This is a genomic window from Arthrobacter sp. TmtSoilC77 (assembly GCF_059739415.1).
In genome coordinates this window covers 780,693-802,527 of record NZ_AP046050.1, presented here as the reverse complement: position 1 = coordinate 802,527, position 21,835 = coordinate 780,693, and the positions used below count along the sequence as shown (strand labels likewise).

18 protein-coding genes are annotated in these 21,835 nt (G+C 64.1%); 12 read left to right on the top strand and 6 right to left on the bottom strand.

Annotated elements, in window-relative coordinates; translation table 11 throughout:
• Nucleotides 1-47 precede the first annotated feature (47 nt).
• The 4 genes from AC6I99_RS03845 (at nucleotide 48) to AC6I99_RS03830 (ending at nucleotide 5,225) form a co-directional block, all read left to right on the top strand.
• Nucleotides 48-1,205 carry a glycoside hydrolase family 76 protein gene (locus AC6I99_RS03845; protein ID WP_497960338.1) on the top strand — a complete coding sequence of 386 codons (1,158 nt, stop codon included), beginning with the start codon at nucleotides 48-50 and terminating at the stop codon, nucleotides 1,203-1,205.
• A 189-nt stretch (nucleotides 1,206-1,394) separates the two neighbouring features.
• Entirely contained in the window at nucleotides 1,395-2,456 is a 1,062-nt protein-coding gene (locus tag AC6I99_RS03840) for an iron ABC transporter substrate-binding protein (protein ID WP_497946604.1), read from the top strand.
• Between the two features lie 4 nt (nucleotides 2,457-2,460).
• Nucleotides 2,461-4,062, top strand: coding sequence for an ABC transporter permease (locus AC6I99_RS03835; RefSeq protein WP_497946607.1), 1,602 nt, complete (start codon nucleotides 2,461-2,463; stop codon nucleotides 4,060-4,062).
• Between the two features lie 35 nt (nucleotides 4,063-4,097).
• On the top strand, nucleotides 4,098-5,225 hold the full coding sequence (locus tag AC6I99_RS03830; RefSeq protein ID WP_497946609.1) for an ABC transporter ATP-binding protein: 1,128 nt from the start codon (nucleotides 4,098-4,100) through the stop codon (nucleotides 5,223-5,225).
• Here AC6I99_RS03830 and AC6I99_RS03825 read toward each other — a convergent pair whose 3' ends face one another.
• Nucleotides 5,226-5,831 carry a YdeI/OmpD-associated family protein gene (locus AC6I99_RS03825; RefSeq protein WP_224166418.1) on the bottom strand — a complete coding sequence of 202 codons (606 nt, stop codon included), beginning with the start codon at nucleotides 5,829-5,831 and terminating at the stop codon, nucleotides 5,226-5,228.
• Between the two features lie 99 nt (nucleotides 5,832-5,930).
• On the opposite strand from AC6I99_RS03825, the gene AC6I99_RS03820 reads away from it, so the two are divergent.
• Together AC6I99_RS03820 and AC6I99_RS03815 are read left to right on the top strand one after the other, a co-directional pair.
• A complete protein-coding gene (locus tag AC6I99_RS03820; RefSeq protein ID WP_497946614.1) occupies nucleotides 5,931-6,650 on the top strand; it encodes a hypothetical protein in 720 nt (239 codons plus the stop codon).
• A 368-nt stretch (nucleotides 6,651-7,018) separates the two neighbouring features.
• Nucleotides 7,019-8,698, top strand: coding sequence for an MSCRAMM family protein (locus AC6I99_RS03815; protein WP_497946618.1), 1,680 nt, complete (start codon nucleotides 7,019-7,021; stop codon nucleotides 8,696-8,698).
• 96 nt (nucleotides 8,699-8,794) lie between these two features.
• Here AC6I99_RS03815 and AC6I99_RS03810 read toward each other — a convergent pair whose 3' ends face one another.
• The 5 genes from AC6I99_RS03810 to AC6I99_RS03790 are packed head-to-tail and all read right to left on the bottom strand — an operon-like array spanning nucleotide 8,795 to nucleotide 16,145.
• Nucleotides 8,795-10,051: a M20 family metallo-hydrolase gene (locus tag AC6I99_RS03810; protein ID WP_497946620.1), complete on the bottom strand. Its 1,257-nt coding sequence runs from the start codon at nucleotides 10,049-10,051 to the stop codon at nucleotides 8,795-8,797.
• A gap of 11 nt (nucleotides 10,052-10,062) precedes the next feature.
• On the bottom strand, nucleotides 10,063-11,766 hold the full coding sequence (locus tag AC6I99_RS03805) for an amidohydrolase (protein ID WP_497946621.1): 1,704 nt from the start codon (nucleotides 11,764-11,766) through the stop codon (nucleotides 10,063-10,065).
• A 7-nt stretch (nucleotides 11,767-11,773) separates the two neighbouring features.
• The gene (locus AC6I99_RS03800) at nucleotides 11,774-13,180 is read right to left on the bottom strand and encodes a gamma-aminobutyraldehyde dehydrogenase (protein ID WP_497946623.1); all 1,407 of its coding nucleotides are present in this window, start codon (nucleotides 13,178-13,180) and stop codon (nucleotides 11,774-11,776) included.
• A gap of 14 nt (nucleotides 13,181-13,194) precedes the next feature.
• Nucleotides 13,195-14,817 (bottom strand): thiamine pyrophosphate-dependent enzyme, encoded by a 1,623-nt coding sequence (locus AC6I99_RS03795; RefSeq protein ID WP_497946625.1) that lies wholly within the window; start codon nucleotides 14,815-14,817, stop codon nucleotides 13,195-13,197.
• Complete coding sequence (locus AC6I99_RS03790; RefSeq protein ID WP_497960336.1) at nucleotides 14,814-16,145, bottom strand: MFS transporter; 1,332 nt, start codon at nucleotides 16,143-16,145, stop codon at nucleotides 14,814-14,816. The genes AC6I99_RS03795 and AC6I99_RS03790 overlap by 4 nt, the downstream gene beginning before the upstream one ends.
• A 137-nt stretch (nucleotides 16,146-16,282) precedes the next feature.
• Between AC6I99_RS03790 and AC6I99_RS03785 the strand changes: the two genes are divergently transcribed.
• The 6 genes from AC6I99_RS03785 (at nucleotide 16,283) to AC6I99_RS03760 (ending at nucleotide 21,785) form a co-directional block, all read left to right on the top strand.
• Nucleotides 16,283-17,494 carry a PucR family transcriptional regulator gene (locus AC6I99_RS03785; RefSeq protein WP_497960332.1) on the top strand — a complete coding sequence of 404 codons (1,212 nt, stop codon included), beginning with the start codon at nucleotides 16,283-16,285 and terminating at the stop codon, nucleotides 17,492-17,494.
• Nucleotides 17,495-17,676: 182 nt separating this feature from the next.
• The gene (locus AC6I99_RS03780) at nucleotides 17,677-19,044 is read left to right on the top strand and encodes an MFS transporter (protein WP_497960331.1); all 1,368 of its coding nucleotides are present in this window, start codon (nucleotides 17,677-17,679) and stop codon (nucleotides 19,042-19,044) included.
• Nucleotides 19,041-19,448, top strand: a complete 408-nt coding sequence (locus AC6I99_RS03775; RefSeq protein WP_497960330.1) for a RidA family protein — start codon at nucleotides 19,041-19,043, stop codon at nucleotides 19,446-19,448. The genes AC6I99_RS03780 and AC6I99_RS03775 overlap by 4 nt, the downstream gene beginning before the upstream one ends.
• On the top strand, nucleotides 19,445-20,053 hold the full coding sequence (locus tag AC6I99_RS03770; protein ID WP_497960327.1) for an RraA family protein: 609 nt from the start codon (nucleotides 19,445-19,447) through the stop codon (nucleotides 20,051-20,053). Before AC6I99_RS03775 ends, AC6I99_RS03770 begins: the two co-directional genes overlap by 4 nt.
• Before the next feature lie 77 nt (nucleotides 20,054-20,130).
• Nucleotides 20,131-20,670: an NUDIX hydrolase family protein gene (locus AC6I99_RS03765; RefSeq protein ID WP_224094275.1), complete on the top strand. Its 540-nt coding sequence runs from the start codon at nucleotides 20,131-20,133 to the stop codon at nucleotides 20,668-20,670.
• A gap of 104 nt (nucleotides 20,671-20,774) precedes the next feature.
• On the top strand, nucleotides 20,775-21,785 hold the full coding sequence (locus AC6I99_RS03760; RefSeq protein ID WP_497960325.1) for a DUF6707 family protein: 1,011 nt from the start codon (nucleotides 20,775-20,777) through the stop codon (nucleotides 21,783-21,785).
• Nucleotides 21,786-21,835: the final 50 nt, after the last annotated feature.

Below are 21,835 nucleotides of genomic sequence, written 5' to 3'. Positions count from 1 at the left end.
CTGGAATTGTGATCGAGCGCACCCTGGGCCCCGGATAGGCTGTTCCCATGCCCACCGAAAGCAACCCCACCGGCCAGCAACCACCCACAGCGGAGGCAGCAGTGTGGGCGATTCGCGCAGACGAGGCCGCACGGTCCGTGACGCACGCTTTCGGCCGACGGCTGCTCTTCCTTCCGGGTACGCACATCGGCGCCGTCAGCATCCCCCCGCGGCGCTTCCGCAGCGTTTTCAACCCGTGGCATTACTGGTGGCAGGCGCACTACGTGGATTGCCTGGTGGACACCGGACGCCGCGAACTGGCCACCAAAACAAGGTTCGACGGCGACTCCCGCCCGAGCGCGGGACGACTCGCTTCCCGGTTGGTCACCACCATCCGGCTCCGGAACTTCTTCAGGTTCGTCAACAATTACTACGACGACATGGCCTGGCTGGCACTATCCACCCTCCGATTGGAACAACTGGCGAAGGAGACACGGAAGCCAGGACGCCGCCGGAATGCGTATATCCGCAGGAAGCTAACGCTGCAATTCGATTCGGCTTCCACGGACGACCTGGGCGGCGGAACGTTCTGGAGTACCAAGCGGGATTTCAAGAACACGCCCGCAACGGCGCCCGTGGCACTCTACTTCGCAAGAACAGATCACCGCGAGCGGGCTCAAGCCCTGGTGAACTGGCTGAACAGCAAGCTCCTGCACCCGCAACGCGCCCTGTATTTGGATGGACTTCGCATACGGAATGGGGAGATCGTCCTTGAGGACGCGGTCTACACCTACAACCAAGGCCCAATCCTTGGGGCACTTCTGGAACTGGGCGGACAGGAGAACCTGGAGCGTGCCGCCCACTTGGTGGAAGCCGTTGCGAGGGAGCTCACCGTTCCCGGGACGCAGGTAATCCACGGCGATGGAACCGGGGATGGGGGCCTCTTTACCGGCATCCTGATCCGGTACCTGGCTCTCGCGGCCAGGGATCAGCGCCTGCCGGAAGCAACCCGCGAAACAGCCGGGGTCCTCGTTCTAAGCACCGCCCGGGCCTTCTGGGACGGCCGCCGGGAGTCCGGCGATGATCCCAAAAGTCCGGACCTCACCTTCTCCCCCAGCCCCTTGCGCCCGGCGAGTGAAACGTATCCGGCGGGGACCGCCGTCGAGCTCTCCACCCAACTGCAGGCATGGATGGCGCTGGAGGCTGCGGCCACGCTGGAGCTTTAGCGCGGGAATTACGGCACGCAATAGTTCCGTAATTGTTGTGATCCTTATCACATAAGCCCTCCAGGCTTTGGAAGCATAGGTTTGCCTAACCTACGCTTTTCTCAGCGGGCTCCCCCAAACCTTCCCGCTCGTACGGACCAAGCCCCAAAACTTGGCACTCCGTGTCTTTGTTCGCAGAAAGAAGCCCTCATGAAGCTCTCGAAAAACGCGCTGGCGGGAATCGCCCTGCTCGCCTCCGCCGCCCTCGGCCTCACGGCCTGCGGTTCCAACGCCGGCACCCCCGCCGCCTCCGGTTCGCCGTCGTCAGATGCTGCTGCTTCCGGCGAAGGCATCACGGTGTACAACGCGCAGCATGAGAGCCTGACCAAGGAATGGGTGGATGCCTTCACCAAGGAAACGGGCATCAAGGTCACCATGCGGCAGGGCTCGGATACCGAACTGTCCAACCAGATCGTCCAGGAGGGCGCTGCTTCTCCGGCAGACGTCTTCCTGACGGAGAACTCCCCCGCAATGGCGCAGGTGGAGAACGCCGGACTCTTTGCCGACGTCGACAAGGCCACGTTGGACCAGGTTCCCGCCGAATTCCGGCCTTCCACGGGCAAGTGGACCGGCATCGCCGCCCGCTCCACCGTCCTGGTCTACGACAAGAACAAGATCAGCGAAGACAAGCTGCCCAAGTCCATGCTGGACTTGGCGAACCCTGAGTGGAAGGGCAAGTGGGCCGCTTCACCGTCGGGTGCTGACTTCCAGGCGATCGTCGCAGCACTGCTTGAGCTCAAGGGTGAAGCCGCCACGGAAGAATGGCTCAAGGGCATGAAGGAAAACTTCAAGGCCTACAAGGGCAACAGCACGGCCATGAAGGCCGTCAACGCCGGTGAAGTGGACGCCGCACTGATCTACCACTATTACTACTATGGCGACCAGGCCAAGACCGGCGAGAACTCCAAGAACGTCACGCCGTACTTCTTCAAGAACCAGGATCCGGGCGCGTTCCTCTCAGTCTCCGGCGGCGGCGTTCTGAAGTCATCCAAGAAGGCAGGGGATGCCCAGGCGTTCCTGAAGTTCATCACGGGCAAGAAGGGCCAGGAAGTCCTCAAGACCGGTACCTCGTTCGAGTACGCCATCGCCTCGCAGGTAGCCGCCAATGACAAGCTTGTCCCGATCAAGGACCTGCAGGCGCCCACCGTTGACCCGGCCAAGCTGAACTCCACCAAGGTCACCGATCTGATGACCAAGGCAGGACTCCTGTAGTTCTGTGACCACTGATCTATCGGCTCCCGACATTCCACAGTCGGCAGGGAGCACGACGACGGCGGGCAAGGGCAAGCGCCCTCGCCCGCCATTCGGCGTTTCCACGGTGTCCTTGCTGGCGGTGTTGATCGCGCTGTTTTCCCTGATGCCGCTGGGTTACGTCATCTTCATGACGGCAGCGACAGGCTGGAACACCGCCGTCGAACTCATTGTTCGCCCACGGGTTGGCGAACTGCTGTTGAACACCATCATGTTGACGGTCCTGACCGTGCCGTTGTGCCTCATTCTTGGGGTGGGCGGCGCATGGCTGGTTGAGCGCACCAAGCTACGGGGAAGCCGCTGGTGGGCCGTGGCACTGGCTGCTCCGCTCGCCATTCCCGCCTTCGTGAACAGCTACGCATGGGTATCTGCCGTACCTTCCCTGCAGGGCATCTGGTCCGGCGTACTGATAGCCACCCTGTCCTATTTCCCTTTGGTCTACATTCCCGCAGCCGCCACTCTGGGGCGGTTGGATCCGGCGATCGAACAATCCGCCGCGTCGCTTGGCCTGGGGTCCTGGGCCGTGTTCTTCCGGGTAGTGCTCCCGCAGCTTCGTATCGCAATGACCGGTGGTGGGTTGCTGGTGGCGTTGCACCTCCTTGCGGAGTATGGCGCTTTCGCGATGATCCGCTTTGATACCTTCACGACGGCGATCATGGTCCAGTTTCAGTCGACGTTCAACGGTGCCGCCGGAAACATGCTGGCCAGTGTTCTGGTCTTCCTCTGCCTTCTTCTTCTCCTTGCCGAGGTCAAGAGCCGTGGCACAGCCCGCTACGCGCGGATTGGTTCAGGCGCCCAAGCGAAAGCAACGCGGGCGCCCCTGGGCGGATACCAAGCTCCGGCGCAGCTCGCTTTGCTGGCCCTGACAGGGCTGGCGTTTGGGCTTCCTGTCTGGTTCGTCCTGCGCTGGCTTTCTGCCGGAGGCGCCGAGGTTTGGGCCGCCGACGAATTCCTGCCCGCGTTGCTGCAGACCCTCCTGTACGGGGCTGCCGGTGCCGCAGTTACCACCATCGTGGCTTTTCCCATGGCCTACTTGGCAGTTCGGCATCCCAGCTGGTTCAGCAAGATGCTTGAACTGTCCAACTACGTGACCAGCTCCCTGCCCGGAATCGTTGTGGGCCTCGCGTTCGTCACGGTCAGCATCCGCGCAGTTCCCGGCGTCTACCAAAGTGCCGGGGTGCTGGTGGCCGCCTATGTCCTGCTCTTCCTTCCCCGGGCGCTGGTCAACATCCGCTCCGGGCTGGCCCAGGCACCCAAAGAGCTCGATGAAGCCGCTCAATCCCTTGGCAAAACTCCGCTGGTGTCCTTTTTCAGGGTGACCTTGCGGCTGACGGCCCCGGCTGCGGCAGGTGGTGCTGCACTGGTCTTCCTGGCCATCGTCAACGAACTCACGGCCACCCTCCTTCTCTCGCCCAATGGAACCCGAACCCTGGCAACGGAGTTCTGGAGCAAGAGCAGCGAGATCGACTACGCAGGCGCTGCGCCCTATGCGCTGTTGATGATCGTGCTTTCCGCCCCGATGACCTACCTTCTTTTCCAACAGTCCAAGAAAGTTGCCGGACAGTGACCGAACAATCTCCCCCCAGGCTCCCGTCACCCCGCGTGGCGCCATCCATTGTGCCCACCACCAACACGCACTTGGACATCGCTGAGGTCACAAAGAATTTCGGTTCCCAGGCTGTGTTGAAGGGAGTCAATCTTTCCGTTGCAAAGGGCGGAACTACCGCCATTGTTGGCCCTTCCGGCTCCGGTAAAACCACGCTGCTTCGCTTGATCGCAGGTTTCGAGCACCCGGACACCGGCACTATTTCGCTGAACGGCTCAACGGTTGCGGGCGATGGCGTGTGGTTCCCCGCGCACAAACGGCAGGTGGGATACGTCGCCCAGGATGGGGCTCTTTTCCCGCATTTGACCGTGGGACAGAACGTCGCTTTTGGACTGGATTCGGGAAAGCTCGACGGCGGACGGCGGGCTGTAGCGTCCCGCGTCCAGGAGCTGCTCGAAATGGTGTCGCTGGATGCGTCCATGGCGAAGCGACGGCCGCACCAGTTGTCCGGCGGGCAGCAACAGCGCGTCGCACTGGCGCGTGCCCTGGCCCGCGAACCCGAGCTCATGTTGTTGGACGAGCCGTTCTCCGCACTCGACGCCGGACTCCGGGTAGCTACCCGGCGGGCAGTGGCCAACGTGCTCAATGCGGCAGGCGTTACAACCATCCTCGTAACGCACGACCAAGCGGAAGCCCTTTCCTTTGCCGACCAGGTGGCCATCATGCGCGGAGGCAAGCTGGCACAAATTGGCAACCCCTTTGTGGTCTACACGCGCCCAGCAGACCGCGCCACGGCCGAATTCCTCGGCGACGCCGTGATCCTGGACGCGTGGATGGAAGGGTCCCTGGCCACGTGTTCCCTGGGCGGGATTCCTGTCCGCCGGCCACCAGCACAGGGCAAAGTGCAGCTCATGCTCCGCCCGGAGCAAATACGCATCGCACCCGACGGCCCGATCCGGGGCGTCGTTGTGGATACGGACTACTTCGGTCCCGAAACGACCGTCCGAATAAGGCTCGCCGCTTACACCGCGGCGGACGGCGTCCTATCCGGAAATGGCCACCGCTACCCCGGCGGAGGCGAGATCATCACCATCCGGCACTGGAACGCGTCCATCACCAAGCCCGGCACGGAGCTCAGCCTTCGCGTCGTGGGCGAAGGCGTGGCGTTCGCGCCCGAAGCCTGACTACCTGGGCTCGGAAGCGGGGCGCTTCTTCTGCGGGTACGGGGCCTCGTGCCGGGCAAGCATCTCCACAAAACCAGCGATTTTCCTCTCCCGCGTGTCTGCCCTTTTGACAAGGTTGGTCCGGTGGATGAGGGCGAAACGGTTCTGCGACGTCAGGACGTCGAACATGGCCTGCGCCTCCGGAACAGCAGCGATGGCAGCTGCGAGATCATCAGGAACCACAGAATCGGCGGGTCCGGCGTACGCAGCTTCCCAGCGCCCATCGGCTTTGGCGGCGTCGACGGCGGCCCACCCGGCTGCTGTCATCCTTCCCTCCTGGTCCAAGCGCGTAATGTGCCCGACGTTGCGCGCTGACCAGATGCTCCGGCGGCCCCGGGGTGTCATGCGCTGGAAGTAGCTTTCGGCGTCGCGGCTTTTCGATTGGCCGTCGATCCAGCCGAAACACAGCGCCTCGTCCAACGCGGCGTCGTAGTCCAACTCCGTGACGTTCCCGCCCTTCTTGTGAAGGACCAGCCACACGCCAGGACTGTCGGCAGCATGTTCTTCAAGCCACGCCCGCCATGCGGCCGCGTCCTTGACGATCAATTCTTCGAGCTCAATGGGCATGGATTCATTCTGCGGCAAACCGGACGGCATAGGCTGGAGGCCAGAAGCCGGAGTGCCAGCAGAACCCGGAGTGCCAGTGAAGCCAGCCCAGGAGGACCCATGTTGCGAGCCCGCCCCATTCACTTCACCTCCCGCCCGCATCAGTGGACTGAACTGCTGGAAGCACTGGGCCTGGTCAACACGGTCAAGGATGGCGACTGGTTGGAGTTCGATGCCGGCTCGGGTCGGCTGGCGCTGCACCGCGTGGAACACACGCAGGCGATGAGCGGCATAACGCAGGACGGCGTCACGATCTTTGGCGTCGAGGTTGGAGTGCTGGAAGAGTTCGCCCGGCGAACACAGGAGGACGGGACCATCGCAGAAGTCACCGAGGCCTCGCATGGGCAGACCGTGCAGATAACTGCCCGGGATGGCTTCACGTTCCTGGCGGACCCCGCCCGGCGCGCCGGGGATGGCACCTGGGCGACGTCGGACAAAGCCGACCCGGCCCTTGCCGTGGTAGCTACGTGGGTGAGTCCCGGCGTCGACGACTCCGCGCAGGAGCTCCGCAGCATCGGCGCCCGTCCGCGGACGTCGGATGACGAATCGGCGACGTTCACCGCCAAAAACGGCGGCATCCTGCGCGTGATCCACGGTCCGGCGGCGGAGTCCGGCGATCTCGCTTTTGAATACGACGGCGACCTGGAACCGCTGCTGCACAGGCTCAATGGAGCAGGGGTTGAGGCCCGGATCAGCGAGGGTGTCCTGTACGTCGCCAACCCGGATTCGGTGGGCGGCTCGGCACCGGCGTCAATCGTGGTGGAACGACCACGGGCCTGACAGCGCGGCACGAAAAGTCGTTGCCTTTGCCCCCCTCCGAGCCTAGTATCAAATGGCTGGGAAGGATGGGGGAATGCAGTACGCGCGCCCCGAAGCTCAGCCGGGACGAAATTTTCGGCGTTTGGGGCCGAGAACGTGAACGCCCGCAAAGGGCGATTCGTCCTGAACCATCACTACCACCCGCATGCATCACGCATCTTCGCAGCCGGCGACGTATGCCCGGCAGCGCCATCGCTCCACGGTCTCGGGGCGGTAACTCATCACAGAAGGCAGCTTAAGCAAACGGGCTGCCCAAAACCCGGGGGAATGTCGCGGCTCCGGATAACCCCGTCCGGGCCGTACGGTTTCACTAGAAATCAGGCACCCTAATGAGAAACAAGAAACTCACCTCGATCGGCGCAGCCGCAGCCTGTCTGGCTTTGGTCCTCTCAGCAACTGCCGCCCAAGCCAACCTCACCGGAAGCCCCTTTGACGCGGCCGACGGAAACCTGGTCCTGAATGACGAAACGCAAGATTGGGCCACTGCCCCCATCAGTTGCGTTGCTCCTATCTCAGGTTGCGGAATCGACCTGGCGACGGGCCAGAACGATAATTCGTTCGGCCAGGGCACCAAGGAGGACACAGAAGTCCCGGCTGTGGTCACCGGCTCCATCCCGAATAACAAGAGCGATCTGCTCCGCTTCTACGCCTACTTGAAGACCGAATCCAACGGCAAGGACTACGCCTACTTGGCATGGGAACGGGTCCAGGAGCCTACGGGCACCACCAACATGGACTTCGAGTTCAACAAGAGCACCGCGGTTTCGGCCAATGGTGTAACTCCGGTCCGGACCGCTGGCGACGTCCTGATCAAATACGACCTCTCGCAAGGCGGAACAAATCCAACTCTGGGCTTCCACCGCTGGGTCGCCACCGGATCCAAGTCCCTCTGCGACTCCGCAAACAGCACTCCATGTTGGGGCCCCGTACAGCCCTTGACCGGCAACTTCGAGGGATCCATCAACGATCCTGCCAACAACCCACCGTCCGGTACGGTAGTTGACCCGATCGCCCCGAATGCGCCACGCAACCTCTCTGCCCGCACCTTCGGCGAGGCCGCCATCAACCTGACCGATGCCGGCATCATCCCGGCCGGTTCATGCGAAACCTTCAGCGGCGCCTACCTGAAGAGCCGGTCCTCCGACTCCTTCACTGCGGCTTTGAAGGACTTCATTGCACCTGTGCCGCTGAACTTCAGCAAGTGCGGTTCCATCAAGATCCATAAGGTCACCGTTGGCGGCGACGGAACGTTCGGCTACACCACCACTGGTGGGCTGACGCCGTCGACCTTCAGCCTGAGCAACGGCGGAACCCGTGACTACGGCACCTCGGTGGCGGCGGGAAACTACAGCGTCACTGAAAGCACCTTGCCCTCGGGCTGGACGCTGACGGACCTGCAATGCACCTCATCCGGAACAGGCACGTCCACAAGCCGTAGCGGAGCAACGGTGAACATCGTCCTGGGCTTCCAGGGCAGTGTTGACTGCACCTACACCAACACGGCAAAGGGAACCATCAACGTCCATAAGAGGGACGACGGAACAGGCAGCGGAGCATCGCTGGCCGGTGCCGTCTTCACACTGTTCAACAACGCGGCCCCGCTTGAAACGCGTGGAGCGGAAGACACCACTACAGGAGTCACGTGCACCACGGATGCCAGCGGAAACTGCTCCTTCACGGACGTGTTGGCTGGTGAGTACTGGGTTGTTGAAACCACCACGCCTGCGGGCTATGACACAGCGGCGGACCAACGGGCAACAGTTGGGGCTGGCGGTACCGTCAGTCTGACCTTTACCGATCCCCGTGACTTCAGGATTATTGTGCTTGTCTGCAAGTCCGCGGACAACTCGCTGTATCCGAGCACAGTAACGGTCGACGGCGTCGACCTCACCTCGCTGGGTACAGCCCCGGCAGGCTTCACCGCCGCACAGGTTTGCGCCCTCGGTGGCGCTGCCTACGACGACAAGAAGGTCGGCGACCACCCGGCCAACGTGAACATCCCTCAGTAACAGGAGCGGATATCCCAGCCGATCCAAGGCCATCTTTCACCAAAACCAGGAAGCACCCCCACTGCGGCGGGGGTGCTTCCGTGCGGGGGCAGGAATTTAGTCCGCCAATGCCCCATCACAGAGCCGGCTGACAACCTCGGTGAGCATGGTGAGCCCGGCCACGATGTCTTCGTCCGTGGTGTATTCGTGCTCGTTGTGGGAGATGCCGTCCACGCTGGGCACGAACAGCATCACGGTTGGAACAAGGTCCTTCATGTTCGTGGAGTCGTGTCCGGCCAAGGTCATGACTTCTTTGTTGGACAGCCCCAGGTCGGCGGCGACTTTGGCGGCCAGCTCCACTCCTTCGGGCTGGTACGGAGTCACGGCCCAGGAGTGCGAGTGGTGCTTCTCCACCGAGACGTTGGCTAGCCGTTCGATTTCCGTGATGCGGGCATGCAGCAGGGCGTCGGCCTCGGCAAGGACGGCTTCGTCGGCGCTGCGCAGGTCCAGCAGCAGGTTCACGCGGGAAGGAACCACTACGGGCGAGTTCGGGTACACATTGAGCTGGCCCACGGAGGTGTGGAGTACGCCGGGGAAACGATCCGCGAGTTCGCGCGCGGCAACCACCAGCATGGAGGCACCCAGAAGGGCATCCTTGCGATCCGCAATCACGGTGGAACCGGTGTGCGCCTGCTCGCCATGGACCACGAACTCGTACTTGTTCGCTGCCCAGTTGGAGCTGACCAGACCGATCGTGATGCCTTCGCGCTCCATGCTGCGCCCCTGCTCGATGTGAATCTCGGCGCAGTAAGCAGCCTCCGGCCCTTCAAAGGTTCCGCGGCAACCGATCGCGTCCAGGGCGTCGCGCACCGTAATCCCGGCAGCGTCCTTGGTGTGGAGCGCGTCTTCCAGTTCCAGCTTCCCCGTGTAGACGGACGAGCCCATCATGGAGGGCTTGAAGCGGCTGCCTTCCTCGTTGAACCAGTTGACGACGGCGAGATTGAACCTGGGTGCTGCGGCGCCGGCTTCCCAGCGCGCAGCCAAGCGGAACGCGGCGTGGGCCGCGGCGAGGACGCCGTACGCGCCGTCGTAACGTCCCGCCGTCGGCTGTGAATCCATGTGCGAGCCGACCACCACGAAGGGCGCACCGGGTACAGCCTCGTAGAGGCCCCACTGGTTGCCTGCGTGGTCGAACTTGACTGTGAAGCCGCGGTCTTCCAGGAGTCCCGCAAGCCAGCGCCGCTGTTCGCCGTCGGGAATGGTCGCGGCTTGGCGGTCCACGCCGCCGTTCTCCGTGGCGCCGAACGCGCTCATGGTCCGGAAGTCCTGTACGAAGGCGGTGTCCTGGGCGGTGAAACGTGTGGTGGTTGTCATGGTCTCCCCTATTAACGGTGGGCCGCGAAGGAACTTTCAGGGGAAAGTTCGGCGTGGAAGTCGGTTGATTCGTACGTAAAGCGGCCTCCGACGGCGGTGGCCAGGACCTGCAGTTCGCTGATGTTGGGTGCGTCCAAGGGCGAGGCGGATAGGACAACGAAGTCGGCAAGTTTGCCCGGCTCAAGGGTCCCTTTACCGGCAAGTGTCCCAGTGGCTGCCGCGGCGCCGCTGGTGTAGGCGGCCAGTGCCTGCTGCGGGGTGAGGCGTTCCGCGGGGTTTCCAAAAACGGCCCCCGATTCGGTCCGGCGGTCGATGAACGCCTGCATTCCGCGGAGAACGTTTCCGTCGGCGACCGGCCGGTCCGAGCTTCCCGCAAGCGTCACGCCGGCTTCCAGGAAACTGGCCGCACGGTAGGCCCATGGCAAGCGGTCCGGTCCGAGGGAAGCGGTCATCCCGTCCCCGCCATCGCGGAAGAAGCTGGCCTGCGGCGTCACGGCGATTCCGGCGTCCGCGAGCCTGGCTAACTGGTCCGGGCGCGTCATGGAGGCGTGCTCGATCCTGTTGGGCAGGCGACGCGGCCCATACATGGCCTGGCAATCCGTGATGATGTCCACGGCGAGGTCGATCGCCCGGTCACCGATGGCGTGGGCCGCGATGGACCAGCCCGCGGCGTAGGCGGCCTCGATGCGTTCCCTCAGCTGGGCGGGATCGGCCTGGAAGTAGCCAACGTTGCCGGTGTTGTCCCGGTGTCCGTGGCTGCAGAAATCATGGCTCACGGCGGCGGTTTCGCCCAGGAGTGATCCGTCCAGGAAGACCTTCGCGGGGCCGAGGGACAGGTACTCGTTCCCGAATCCGCTGGTGATCCCGAGGTCCAGCCCCGCAGGTGCAAGTCCAGGGCTGTCCGAGGAATGCCCGTCCAATCCGTGCAGCACATCCAACACCGGCATCACCTGTGCACGGGCGTGCAACCGGCCGTTGGCGGCAGCGCGCTGGTAGGCCGCGAGCTCGGCCGGGCTGTGCCCGATCCAGCCCCCGCCCACCCCGGCTTCGGTGAAACTCGTGATGCCCTCCGAAGCGTAGTACAGGGTGGCCCGTTCAAGAGCGTCCTCGATGTCGTCCAACGAATACGGCAGGATCAGCTGCTGAATCAGTTCCTGTGCCGTCTCCTGGACGAGTCCGGTGGGACGTCCCGCTGCGTCGCGGACTATCGCTCCGCCGTCGGGATCGGGGAACGACGGCGACTCGGCACCTGCCAGCCGCAGCGCGGCAGTGTTGACCACGGCCATGTGCCCGGAGTTATGCCGCATGAACAGCGGCCGCTCCCCCGTGATGCGGTCCAGCTCGGCGATGTCCGGGAAGGAACCGCCGTGCTGGGTCTGGCTGAAGCCGGTGGCGAAAAGCCAGGACTCATCTTCGGCCCCGTCGCTGGTCACAGCACCGCGGAGAAGCTCATACAGCTGGTCCAAACCACGGGCACCGGACACGTCCAGTTCCGCGAGCCCCAGCCCGAACCACGTGGTGTGGCAATGGGCATCGATGAAGCCGGGAGTGACGGTGGCACCGCCAAGGTCCAAAACCTCGCGGGCATCCAACCCGTCCAGGTCCTCGTCGAGGCCCACGATGCGTCCCTGCCAGATGCCCAGCGAACTGGCCATAGGACGGGCCGGATCCATCGTGATGATATCTGCGTTCCGCAGCAGGAGATCAAGTTTCATGATGTGTCTAGCGGTGGGACGTGGTGACGGACTTGATGCGCGTGTAGTCCTCAAGGCCGTACACGGACAGGTCCTTGCCGGTGCCCGAGTGCTTGAAGCCACCGTGCGGCGCTTCGGCCGGAATCACCTGGTGGCAGTTGATCCACACGGCACCGAAATCGAGCTCGTTGGACACACGGGTCACCACGCCATGGTTCTCGGACCAGACGCTGGACGCGAGGGCGTACTTGGTGCCGTTGGCGAGTTCGATTGCTTCTTCCTCGGTGGCGAACGGCTGCACCGTCAGCACGGGGCCGAAGATCTCGTCGCACACCACCTCGTCAGCCTGGAACACGCCGTCGATGACCGTGGGTTCAAAGTGGAAGCCGGTTCCGGTGCGCTTGCCGCCGGAAAGGACCCGGGCGTTGGCCGGGAGGCGGGACATGAAGCCCTCCACGCGCTCCAGCTGCGCTGCACTGTTGAGCGGGCCGAGATCCGCATCGGAACCGCCCACCTTCAAAGCTGAAGCAGCGTCCGCGAGTGCTGCCGCGAACTCCGTGTGGATGTCCGCGTGGACCAGCACCCGCGTCACGGCAGTGCAGTCCTGCCCGGCATTGAAGAAAGCAGCCAAGGCGATTTCGCCGGCGGTGCGCTGGATATCGACGTCGGCAAACACCACTGCGGGTGCCTTGCCGCCAAGCTCCAGATGGACGTCCTTGAGCGTCTTGGCCGCAGCGGACATGACCTGCGCACCGGCACGGGTGGAGCCGGTGATGGAGACCATTTCAGGGATGTCGTGCTCCACCATCGCAGCGCCCGCTTCACGCCCGCCACAGACGACGTTCACAACGCCGGCCGGGTAGACCTGCTGCGCCAGTTCGCCCAGGACCACAGTGGACCAGGGAGTCGTGTCTGCAGGCTTAAGGACCAGGGTGTTGCCCGCGGCAAGAGCCGGACCAATCTTCCAGATAGCCATCATGAACGGGTAATTCCACGGCGTGATCTGCGCGACCACGCCAATGGGCTCGCGCCGGATGGTGGACGAGAAACCCTCCACGTACTCCGTCTGCGCAGTCCCGGAGACCACGCGGCAAGCTCCCGCGAAGAAGCGGAGTTGGTCCGCACCGCGCAGGATTTCGAGCTCACGGGTCAAGGCTGCGGGCTTGCCGGTGCAAGCAACCTCGGCCTCGAGGAGACGGTCAGCATTCGCCTCGATGAGGTCGGCCAACTGCAGCAGCAGCGACTGCCGCGTACCCGGCGTCGTGCGCTTGTAGCTCTTGAAAGCCTCGGCAGCGGCTTGGAAGGCGGCGTCGACGGCGGCAGCGTCGCTGTCCGGCGCGGTGCCGATCTGCTGGCCCGTGGCGGGGTCGAAGAACGGCAGGCCGGCCGCGGCGTCAACAGACTCGCCGTTGATGATGTTCTGAAGCTGGATCACTGTGAGGGCTCCGGTCAGTTTGTTGAAGTCTTGGGGGAACGCGTGGTGGGGTCCTGTGGCAGGTGCAGCAGGGCCGGGAGGCCGGAGTCGACGGCCCGGCGGAACGCGGCTGCGAAGTCTTCCGTGCGGTCCACGCGCTCGCCGTAACCGCCGTATGAACGGGCGAGTGCGGCGAAGTCCGGGTTGGTCATGTGTGTGCCCGAAGGGCGGTCCGGGTAGTGCGCTTCCTGGTGCTCGCGGATGGTGGCGAAAATGCCGTTGTCCACTACCAGGACGATGAACTTGGCGCCGTAGCCCATGGCCGTGGCGATTTCCTGGCCGTTCATCATGAAGCAGCCGTCACCGGCAACGGAAATGACCTGGCGCCCGGGGTACGCGAGGGATGCTGCCACGGCTGCGGGGATTCCCATGCCCATGGCGCCGTTGCGGGGTGCGGCCAGGGAATCGGCCGAGTTGTGGTCCAGGTAGCGCGCGGGCCACAGGGCGTGGTTCCCGGCGCCGAAGGTGAGGACGGCGTCGGCGGCCATTTCCTTCTGGAGGACCTCCATGGCGACGCCCAGATCGACGCCGATCCCGCCGTCGGGCTGCGGCGTGGAGAACGCGAGCTGGTCGGCGCGGGCGCTGGCGAACCAGCCTTCCGCACGTTCGCCGGCGGTGTTCGTGGCAGCCAGCGCGCTGGCGAATGCCGTCACGTCGGCAATGATGTGCTGGTCCACCCGGCCAAAGTGGCCCAGGAGGTTGGCGTCGGCGTTGACCACCACGGTCTCGGCGTCGAGTCCGCGTTTGTAGCCATCGGAGAGGACGTCGCCGCGGACGCAACCCACAAAGACGAGGAGGTCGGCGTCGTCGAGGCGTTCAGCGTTGGCGTCGCTGCGGCCGTACCCCAGGAAGCCGGCGTAGGCGTCGCTCCGGTGCGGGACGGCGTCGTAAGCACGGAAGTCGGCCACCACCGGGACGCTGTTGCGGCTTGCCCACGCGGCCAACTGCTCCCCGGACTCCTGAGTCCAGCCTTCGCCGCCGACGACGACGAGCGGCTTGCGTGCGGTGCTGAGCTTTTGGTTCAGCTCGTACAGGTCCGCGGCAACCGGCTCGGGACGGGCAACCTTGCGCGGCTCCACCGTGGCGTCCGGGACGACGTGCACCAGCACGTCCTCCGGGAGGCCGATCACTACCGGGCCGGGGCGTCCGCTGAGGGCCGTGAAGATGGCGTCGTCCACCACGCGGGCGGCGGAAGCGGCGTCGTCGAGCGTTACGACTTTCTTGGCGGTGCTGCCGAACCAGGCGTTGATGTCGAACTCCTGGAAGGACTCGCGGCCGCGGTCGGCAACCGGAATCAGTCCAACGAACAGGATCAGCGGCGTGGCGTCTTGATGGGCTGTGTGGATGGCGATGAAGGCATTTGCAGCACCCGGTCCACGGGTCACCATCGCTACACCGGGAAGCCCGGTCAGGCGGCCTTCGGCGAGTGCCATGAATCCCGCGCCGCCTTCCTGGCGGGCCACCACGTTCTGGATCGGCGAGCCGTGCAGGCCGTCAAGGACGTCCAGGAAGCTCTCGCCCGGGACGGTGTAGACGCGCTTGACGCCTGCCCGTTCGAGTTGGCCAACAATCAGATGGCCAGCCGTGGTTGTGCTCAATGCTTCATTCCTTCTTCTTCGATGGAAAGGCGTGGGAGGAACAGGCCGGACAGCGCGGTCAATGCCGAGACGACCAGCAGGATGATGGCGCCCGGCCAGAAGGAGTTATTGGCTGCCACAAGCGCGGTGGCTATCAGCGGCACGAAGCCGGAGATGACACCCGCCGTGTTGGACGTGATGGCGACGCCGGTGTAGCGGACCTTCGTGGCGAACAGCGCGGTCAGCGCGGTGCCGGAGACTGCGTACGGGATGGAAAGGACGGCGACGCCGATCATCATGCCCAGGACCACCAGAACGGGGTTGCGGGAGTCGATCGCCAGGAAGACAGGAACTGCAATAAGTGCAGAGGCCACACCGCCCCAAAGGATGACTTTGCTGGCGCCGAACTTTTCACCCAGGCGGCCTGCCCAGATCAGGGCGCCGATTTCGAGGGCTGCGGCCAGCAGGGTTCCCAGGAGCAGGAGTTCGGAGGGCAGCTTGAGGACCTTGGTGCCGTAGAAGACCACGAAGCTGGTGATGAGGTAGAAACCGCCGATGCCGAGCAGTGCCGAGCACATGCCCACCAGGATCTGGCGCCAGCTGTTCTTCAGGACGCCGCGGATGGGAGCATGTTCCGTTTCGCCGGACTCCATGAGGGCTTCAAATTCCGGGGATTCACTGAGGCGGCTGCGGATCCACAACGAGATAGCCAGAAGCGGGATGGCGGCAATGAAGGGGATGCGCCAGCCCCAGGCGTCAAAGTTGGTCTGGCCTACCAGGAACAGCATGCCGAAGAAGCCACCGGAGGACAGGATGGTACCGATCGGGGAACCGATCTGTGGAAGCGCGGCGTAGCGTGAACGCTTTTCCACCGGCGCATTTTCGACGGCGATAATCACCGCGCCGCTCCACTCGCCACCGACGGCGAGGCCCTGGACGATGCGCAAGGCAACCAGCAGGATGGGGGCGGCCAGGCCGATGGTCATGTAGTTCGGCAGCAGGCCGATGAGCCCGGTGACAATGCCAATGCCCACGATCGTGACCATGAGGATCTTCTTGCGGCCCACCTTGTCACCGAGGGCGCCGAAGATGAAGCCGCCGATCGGGCGGGCCACGAAGCCAACGGCGAGTGTGGCGAAGGAGCCCATGGCAGCGACGAAGGGATCCTGGGATACGAAGAACTGTGCGTTGAACACCAGAGCAGCGGCTGTGGTGAAAAGGAAGAAGTCGTACCATTCCAGCGCAGTGCCCACGAGGGCAGCCAGGGCCACCTTCTTGGTGACGCTTTCATCGACGATGCGTACTGCCGTGGGACTGGCGTCCGTGGCTCCGCTGACGGTGCTTGCCATTGTTGCTCCATGAGTGCGAACGGGACCGGACTTTGGGGATGCCCGGGCGATTTTTGTGTGACTCGTTCCATAGTGCCAGTAGTTTTTCCCAAAAAGACTAGCAATCCACCACGGAATCATGCCGTTAGAATGTGTGAATGCACAATTCTGAAACCTCGGGGCATGCCGTTCGTTGGACTGAGCTGGTGGACCAGCTTGAAGGCCGGCTGGACACCCTGGCGCAGGCATTCACCACGAGGGTCCGTGAGATCCCGGAGTACGGCGAAAGCCAGGTGACGGTCCAGGAGATCCAGGAGACGGCGCGGGAGACTTTCCGGCGCCTGATCAGCGGCCTCAGGAACGGGCGTATCGACAGCGAGGATGGCCTGCTCGACTTCGCTTCCGACCTCGGATCCATGCGGGCCAGGGCCGGGATCCCGCCGGAGTCCCTGACCTCAGCTGTCCGCTTGGACTTCAGCATCCTCTGGGCTGAACTGCTGGAGATCGCGCACACCGAGGACGCCGCACTGCTGGCTACCCGCGTGGATCAGGTGTGGCGCGTCGTAGACGAATTCGCCACCCGCACGCACACGAGCTACCTGACCGAACGCGTCAGGATGGCCCAGGAAGAATCGAGCATTCAACGCGAGTTCATTGCCCGCCTGTTCAACCAGAGCACGCCGTCCCAGGAGACCTCCGCGCAGGTTGCTTCGGCCTTGGGTATCAACCCCGAATCACGCTTTGCACTGGTAGCCGCGAGCGGCGATCCAGGCGCACGGCTGCGCGCAGCGGCATCCCAATTCGGATCAGGCCAGCACACCCGGCAACGCTTGTTCCTCCATGAATCCGGCGGCAACACCTACGTTTTCTGGGCCTTGCCTGCACGGCGGACACGTGGTCCCGAATCCCGAGGCGAGGCGCACGGAACCGAAACCGACGCGCAACAGCTGCCTCCCGGCGTCGTCAATGTCCCGTGCGGCTACGTTCCCGAAGTCCTTGGCCTTCGTTCCCTTCCCGCGGCCGCCCGCACGGCCGAGAGCCTCGCCGCTTTGCTGCGACCCCGGGATTCCGGTCCGTTGTCAGCCGATTCCGCGTGGGCCCGGTTGGCCCAGCAAAACCTGCAGGACGCCGGCTTGGACCTCGCCGCGGAACTCGACGAAGCTTTGGCAGAGTGCCGGGGCGGCGAGCGCGAGCGCCTGCTGGAAACGGTCCGGAACTACCTGGCCACCGGCAACGTCACGGTAACGTCCGAGCAACTCTTCTGCCACCGGAACACCATCCTCAACCGGCTCAACCGCTTTCAGGAGCTGACCGGGATCGACCTCGCCGTTCCCGCGAAGACGGCGCGGCTGGTGGTGGCGTGGGCCTAAGTGAGGAGGTGCCGCCGTCGGGAGTTGATGCCGAGCGTTGCTGCATCGCTCCGCTGTGTGTTTTCACATTCCCAGCCGCGTTTTGATGGACGTAATGCCATTGATGGTGTGATCGGGCACACACCATAGTTGTAGCTACTTTGCACCGGACATTCGTCCCCGCACCCCATCCGGAGAATCAGATGGCCCCCACGGTAGATACTTCCTCCGCATCCACAGCCAGGTTGGACCTGACCAAGATGCGCAAGATTGCCCTTGCCAGCGTTATTGGCACCACCGTCGAGTGGTACGACCTTTTCGTCTTCGGGACGGCGTCGGCCCTCGTCTTCAACAAGATCTTCTTCCCCAGCTTCGATCCGATCGTCGGCACCATGCTGGCCTTCGGCACCTTCGCTTCCGCCTACATTGCCCGCATGGTGGGCGCCATCATCTTTGGTCACTTCGGCGACCGGCTGGGACGCAAATCCATGCTCCTGGTTTCGCTGCTGACCATGGGAGCGGCCACGTTCGCCATCGGCCTGCTGCCCGACTACAACAGCATCGGCATTATGGCCCCGTTGCTGCTTCTTCTGCTCCGCGTCATCCAAGGCCTGGCCCTCGGCGGCGAATGGGGCGGGGCGGTGCTCATGACGGTTGAACATGCACCTCCCACCCGCCGTGGTTTCTACGGTTCCCTGGTGCAGGTTGGCGTTCCCGCCGGTACGTTGATCGCCAATGTCGCATTCCTGATCGTGGCCTCCACTGTCAGCACCGAAGCACTGTATTCGTGGGGCTGGCGTATCCCGTTCCTCGCCTCCGTCCTCCTGGTCACGGTGGGCATCTACATCCGCCTGAACATTGAGGAAACTCCGTCCTTCCAGGCAGTCAAGACCGCCGGGGCCAAGGCCAAGATGCCGTTCGCCGCTTTGATGGCCAAGTACTGGAAGCAGGTGGTCCTGGGCGGCATCGCCACCCTTTCCACGGGCAGCACGTTCACCCTGTTGGTTGCCTCCGGCGTCTCCTACGGCAAGAAGGAACTCGGCCACTCCGAGAGCCTCATGCTCTGGGTAGTTCTGGCCTCCTGCATCCTGGGACTCTTCCTCATCCCGTTCTTCGGCAGGCTTTCGGACAAGTACGGCCGCAAACCGATCATCTTCGCCGGTGTCGCTGCCGAGGCCGCCCTGGCCTTCCCGATGTTCTGGCTCATGGACACCAAGTCGGTGGCACTGCTCTTCGTTGCCTACCTCGCGATGATGACCGCGTTCTGCGCCAACTACGGACCGATCGCCACGTTCCTTGCCGAGCTCTTTGGATCCAAGGTCCGCTATTCGGGCCTGTCCGTGGCCTACATGCTGTCCGGCCTGCTGGGCAGTGCCGCCACCCCGTTCGTCACCACGTGGCTCCTGGGCATGACACACCAAAGCTCCTCGATCGCCTGGTACATCATGGCCGCGGCCGGGTTATCCCTGGTTGCCCTCTTCCTGCTCACAGAGACCCGGTACGGCAACATCGACGCCGTCGACGAAGCTCCCGCAGAAGCCCCCTCCGCGGAAGCCGCGGCAGCGCGGTGACCGTCACCGCCATCGAGCGCCTGGCCGGTATCCCCGGCCAGGCGCCCGCCGTCGGGCCCTTCTCCCCTGCGGTCATTGCCAACGGTTTCGTGTTCACCTCGGGCCAGATCCCAGCGATCACGGGCCTGGACGATCAGCCGGACACCTTCGAAGGACAGGTCCGGCAGACCATCGAAAACCTCGCGGGCGTGTTGGAAGCAGCGGGATCCAGCCTTGAGCACGTGGTCAAGGTCAACACGTACCTGACCAACCAGGACCAACTGGAGGAATACAACCGCGTTTACGTCGAGTACTTCGGCACCGCCAAGCCTGCCAGGACCACCGTGTGCGTGGGCCTGTGGGGCGTGTCGTTGGAGATCGAGTGCGTGGCAGTTGTTCCGCAGAAAGAAGAGGATCCCACGTGAGTTCAACACTCCTTGAAGACCTGACAGCCGTCAGCTACCCCACCATCGGCCACTTCCTCGAAGACGGCTTCGTCTCCCCGACCATCCAGTCCCTGCTGGCAAACGTGAAGATCGCCGGACCCGCCGTCACCGTCCGGATCGCAGGCCACGACGCCATCGCCATGAACCGCGCGCTCCTCGCACTGCAGCCCGGCGATGTCCTCGTGGTGGACATGTGCGGGGACCATCAACACGCGCCCGTGGGGGCCGTAACCGCAGCCGCAGCACTCGCCCAAGGTGCGGCCGCCGTCGTGGTCGACGGTGTGGCGACCGATGTCCTGGAACTGCGGCAGACCGGCTTGCCCGTATTCGCCCGCGGGACGTCGTGCCTCACCACCAAGCGCCTCCACGGCAACGGCTCAGCCGTCAATGTCCCGGTGCTCGTCGGAGACGTGCAGGTCAACCCAGGTGACCTGGTCCTGGGCGACGACAACGGTCTGATCGTCCTGGCGCCCGAAGCCGCACGCGACATTCTGGGGAAGGCGCTCGCATCGGACGCGGCGGAGCCTGCCATCCTTGCACGCATAGCATCCGGGGAGCCGCTCCAGTCCATCCTGGCCGTCTAATGCCGCCAAGAGCGTAACCCCGCGTCCACGGCCTCGCTGCCAAGGAACTTCGGCCGGGGATGCGGTAGAACTTAACCATGAGCGTACGTACACCCGACCCGTATCCAGGCTGGCTTTCCGACGAAGACCTCTTCGAAGCCCGCGGCCGCCTTCCCATGGTCTACGTGGAGGCAGTCCCCGTCCGCCTGGATCCGCTCGGGTACGTCAATGAAGTCGGCTCCCTGCTGCAGGGCGACGCCGACGGCAACATGGTTCGCTACCTCGTCTCCGGCCGCGTCCTTTACCGTGAAACCATTCGGGCAGCCTTGCTGCGGCACATGGAAAAGGACCTCGGCCCCCTCGCGTTCCCGCAACTGCCCATCAGCCCCGTTCCCTTCACCGTGGCCGAATACTTCCCCGCGCCTTCGCAGACCGGATTCACCGACGACCGCCAACACGCCGTGTCGCTTGTGTTCATCATTCCGGTCACAGGCGAATGCGAACCGCGCCAGGACGCCTTGGAACTCACCTGGATGACGCCACGGGAAGTCCTGAGTGACGATGTACAGCAGGAGTTCGAGGGCGGCCGCGGCAACCTCGTGCGCCAGGCGCTGGCTTTCTCGGGCATCGTCCTGTAGTTCGGCCCTGCAGTTAGGCGGCGTCCTTTAGCGGGTCCCGCCTCTGGCCGCGGCCGGAGTTTGTAGACTGGACGGCGGACCGCAAGAGAACCAAAGGACTTCCGATGACTCACAGCCCAGCCTCACAGCAATACCGCGAAAAGCAGGCTGGGGACCTGCAACCCGGAGACTTTGTGTTCCTGCCCGGAGACGGGCCCGCAGAGGAAATCGCCAGTATCGAGGTCCAGGACGATGATTACGGCGTTGCCGCGCTGTTGGTGGTGACAACGGTCGACGGCGGCATCGCGCGTATCGCTGCCGGCTCCAGCGTGCCCGTGGGTGCCGGAGCTTCGGATGGCTCGGCGGCGCCAGGCTCCGCAGTCGTCCTGCCGCCTGAATCCGAAGCCGACGCGGACTCCAGCACCTCCACTGAAGACGAGGTGCAAGCAGCCGCGGGCTCCGCCGTCGTCGTCCCCCCACGCCCACAAACGCCACCAGCCGTCACCACTCCGGCCCCCGAAGAACTCGCGCTGATCCCCGAGCCGGACGGGACGCCTGAAGCTGTGGTGCGGGCCGCCGTCGCCAATCACAAGGGCAAGAACGGCGTTCAGGTGCTCGCCGAAAGGCTGGCGAAGGGCATCAACACCAAGTCCGGCAGCTGCCTCCGGGACCTCAGCAACCTGGCGTTCGATCTCTGCATCGTGCTGCGCGATCCGGACAACGCCCTGATGGTCGCGGATCTCCTGAACGTGCTGCCCTTTGACGGCAACCCGGACCGCTGGGCGTCGATCGAACGCGCCCTGGCGCTCTCCAGCTTCATCTGCCGTGAGGGCGGACAAACCGAACGAGCTGCCGTGTACGAGAAATTGCTGCGCGCGCACGAGTCGGAGGAAACAGACCCCTTCAAGGCACGCATCGCCACCAAGGTCCGCCAGCGCGCGCTTAACGAACCGAATCTGTACGACAAGGAAATCTTCCGCGCGATCGATAACGGCAATCATGAAGCCGAGCGCGAATGGCGGTTCCTCCGCCTCGAGTCGCTGCTGTTCCTGCGGGCCCACGGTGGATCGGAGACCCTGGGAGAAGAGGAACTGGGCCGGCGCATCGGCATCGAACTGGATGCTGTGCGCGCGTGAACCAGCTGTGTCCTGATTCGTCCGCCTAATCCCGGCACTTCTAAACTTCA

What these genes read in the sequence shown, in the direction of transcription:
- AC6I99_RS03825 (WP_224166418.1), bottom strand. Translation starts at nt 5,831, where the DNA reads ATGCCCATTGAGCTCGAAGAATTGATCGTCAAGGACGCGGCCGCATGG.
- AC6I99_RS03765 (WP_224094275.1), top strand. Translation starts at nt 20,131, where the DNA reads ATGAGCGTACGTACACCCGACCCGTATCCAGGCTGGCTTTCCGACGAA.
- AC6I99_RS03815 (WP_497946618.1), top strand. Translation starts at nt 7,019, where the DNA reads ATGAGAAACAAGAAACTCACCTCGATCGGCGCAGCCGCAGCCTGTCTG.
- AC6I99_RS03840 (WP_497946604.1), top strand. Translation starts at nt 1,395, where the DNA reads ATGAAGCTCTCGAAAAACGCGCTGGCGGGAATCGCCCTGCTCGCCTCC.
- AC6I99_RS03790 (WP_497960336.1), bottom strand. Translation starts at nt 16,145, where the DNA reads ATGGCAAGCACCGTCAGCGGAGCCACGGACGCCAGTCCCACGGCAGTA.
- AC6I99_RS03810 (WP_497946620.1), bottom strand. Translation starts at nt 10,051, where the DNA reads ATGACAACCACCACACGTTTCACCGCCCAGGACACCGCCTTCGTACAG.
- AC6I99_RS03760 (WP_497960325.1), top strand. Translation starts at nt 20,775, where the DNA reads ATGACTCACAGCCCAGCCTCACAGCAATACCGCGAAAAGCAGGCTGGG.
- AC6I99_RS03820 (WP_497946614.1), top strand. Translation starts at nt 5,931, where the DNA reads ATGTTGCGAGCCCGCCCCATTCACTTCACCTCCCGCCCGCATCAGTGG.
- AC6I99_RS03805 (WP_497946621.1), bottom strand. Translation starts at nt 11,766, where the DNA reads ATGAAACTTGATCTCCTGCTGCGGAACGCAGATATCATCACGATGGAT.
- AC6I99_RS03785 (WP_497960332.1), top strand. Translation starts at nt 16,283, where the DNA reads ATGCACAATTCTGAAACCTCGGGGCATGCCGTTCGTTGGACTGAGCTG.
- AC6I99_RS03780 (WP_497960331.1), top strand. Translation starts at nt 17,677, where the DNA reads ATGGCCCCCACGGTAGATACTTCCTCCGCATCCACAGCCAGGTTGGAC.
- AC6I99_RS03845 (WP_497960338.1), top strand. Translation starts at nt 48, where the DNA reads ATGCCCACCGAAAGCAACCCCACCGGCCAGCAACCACCCACAGCGGAG.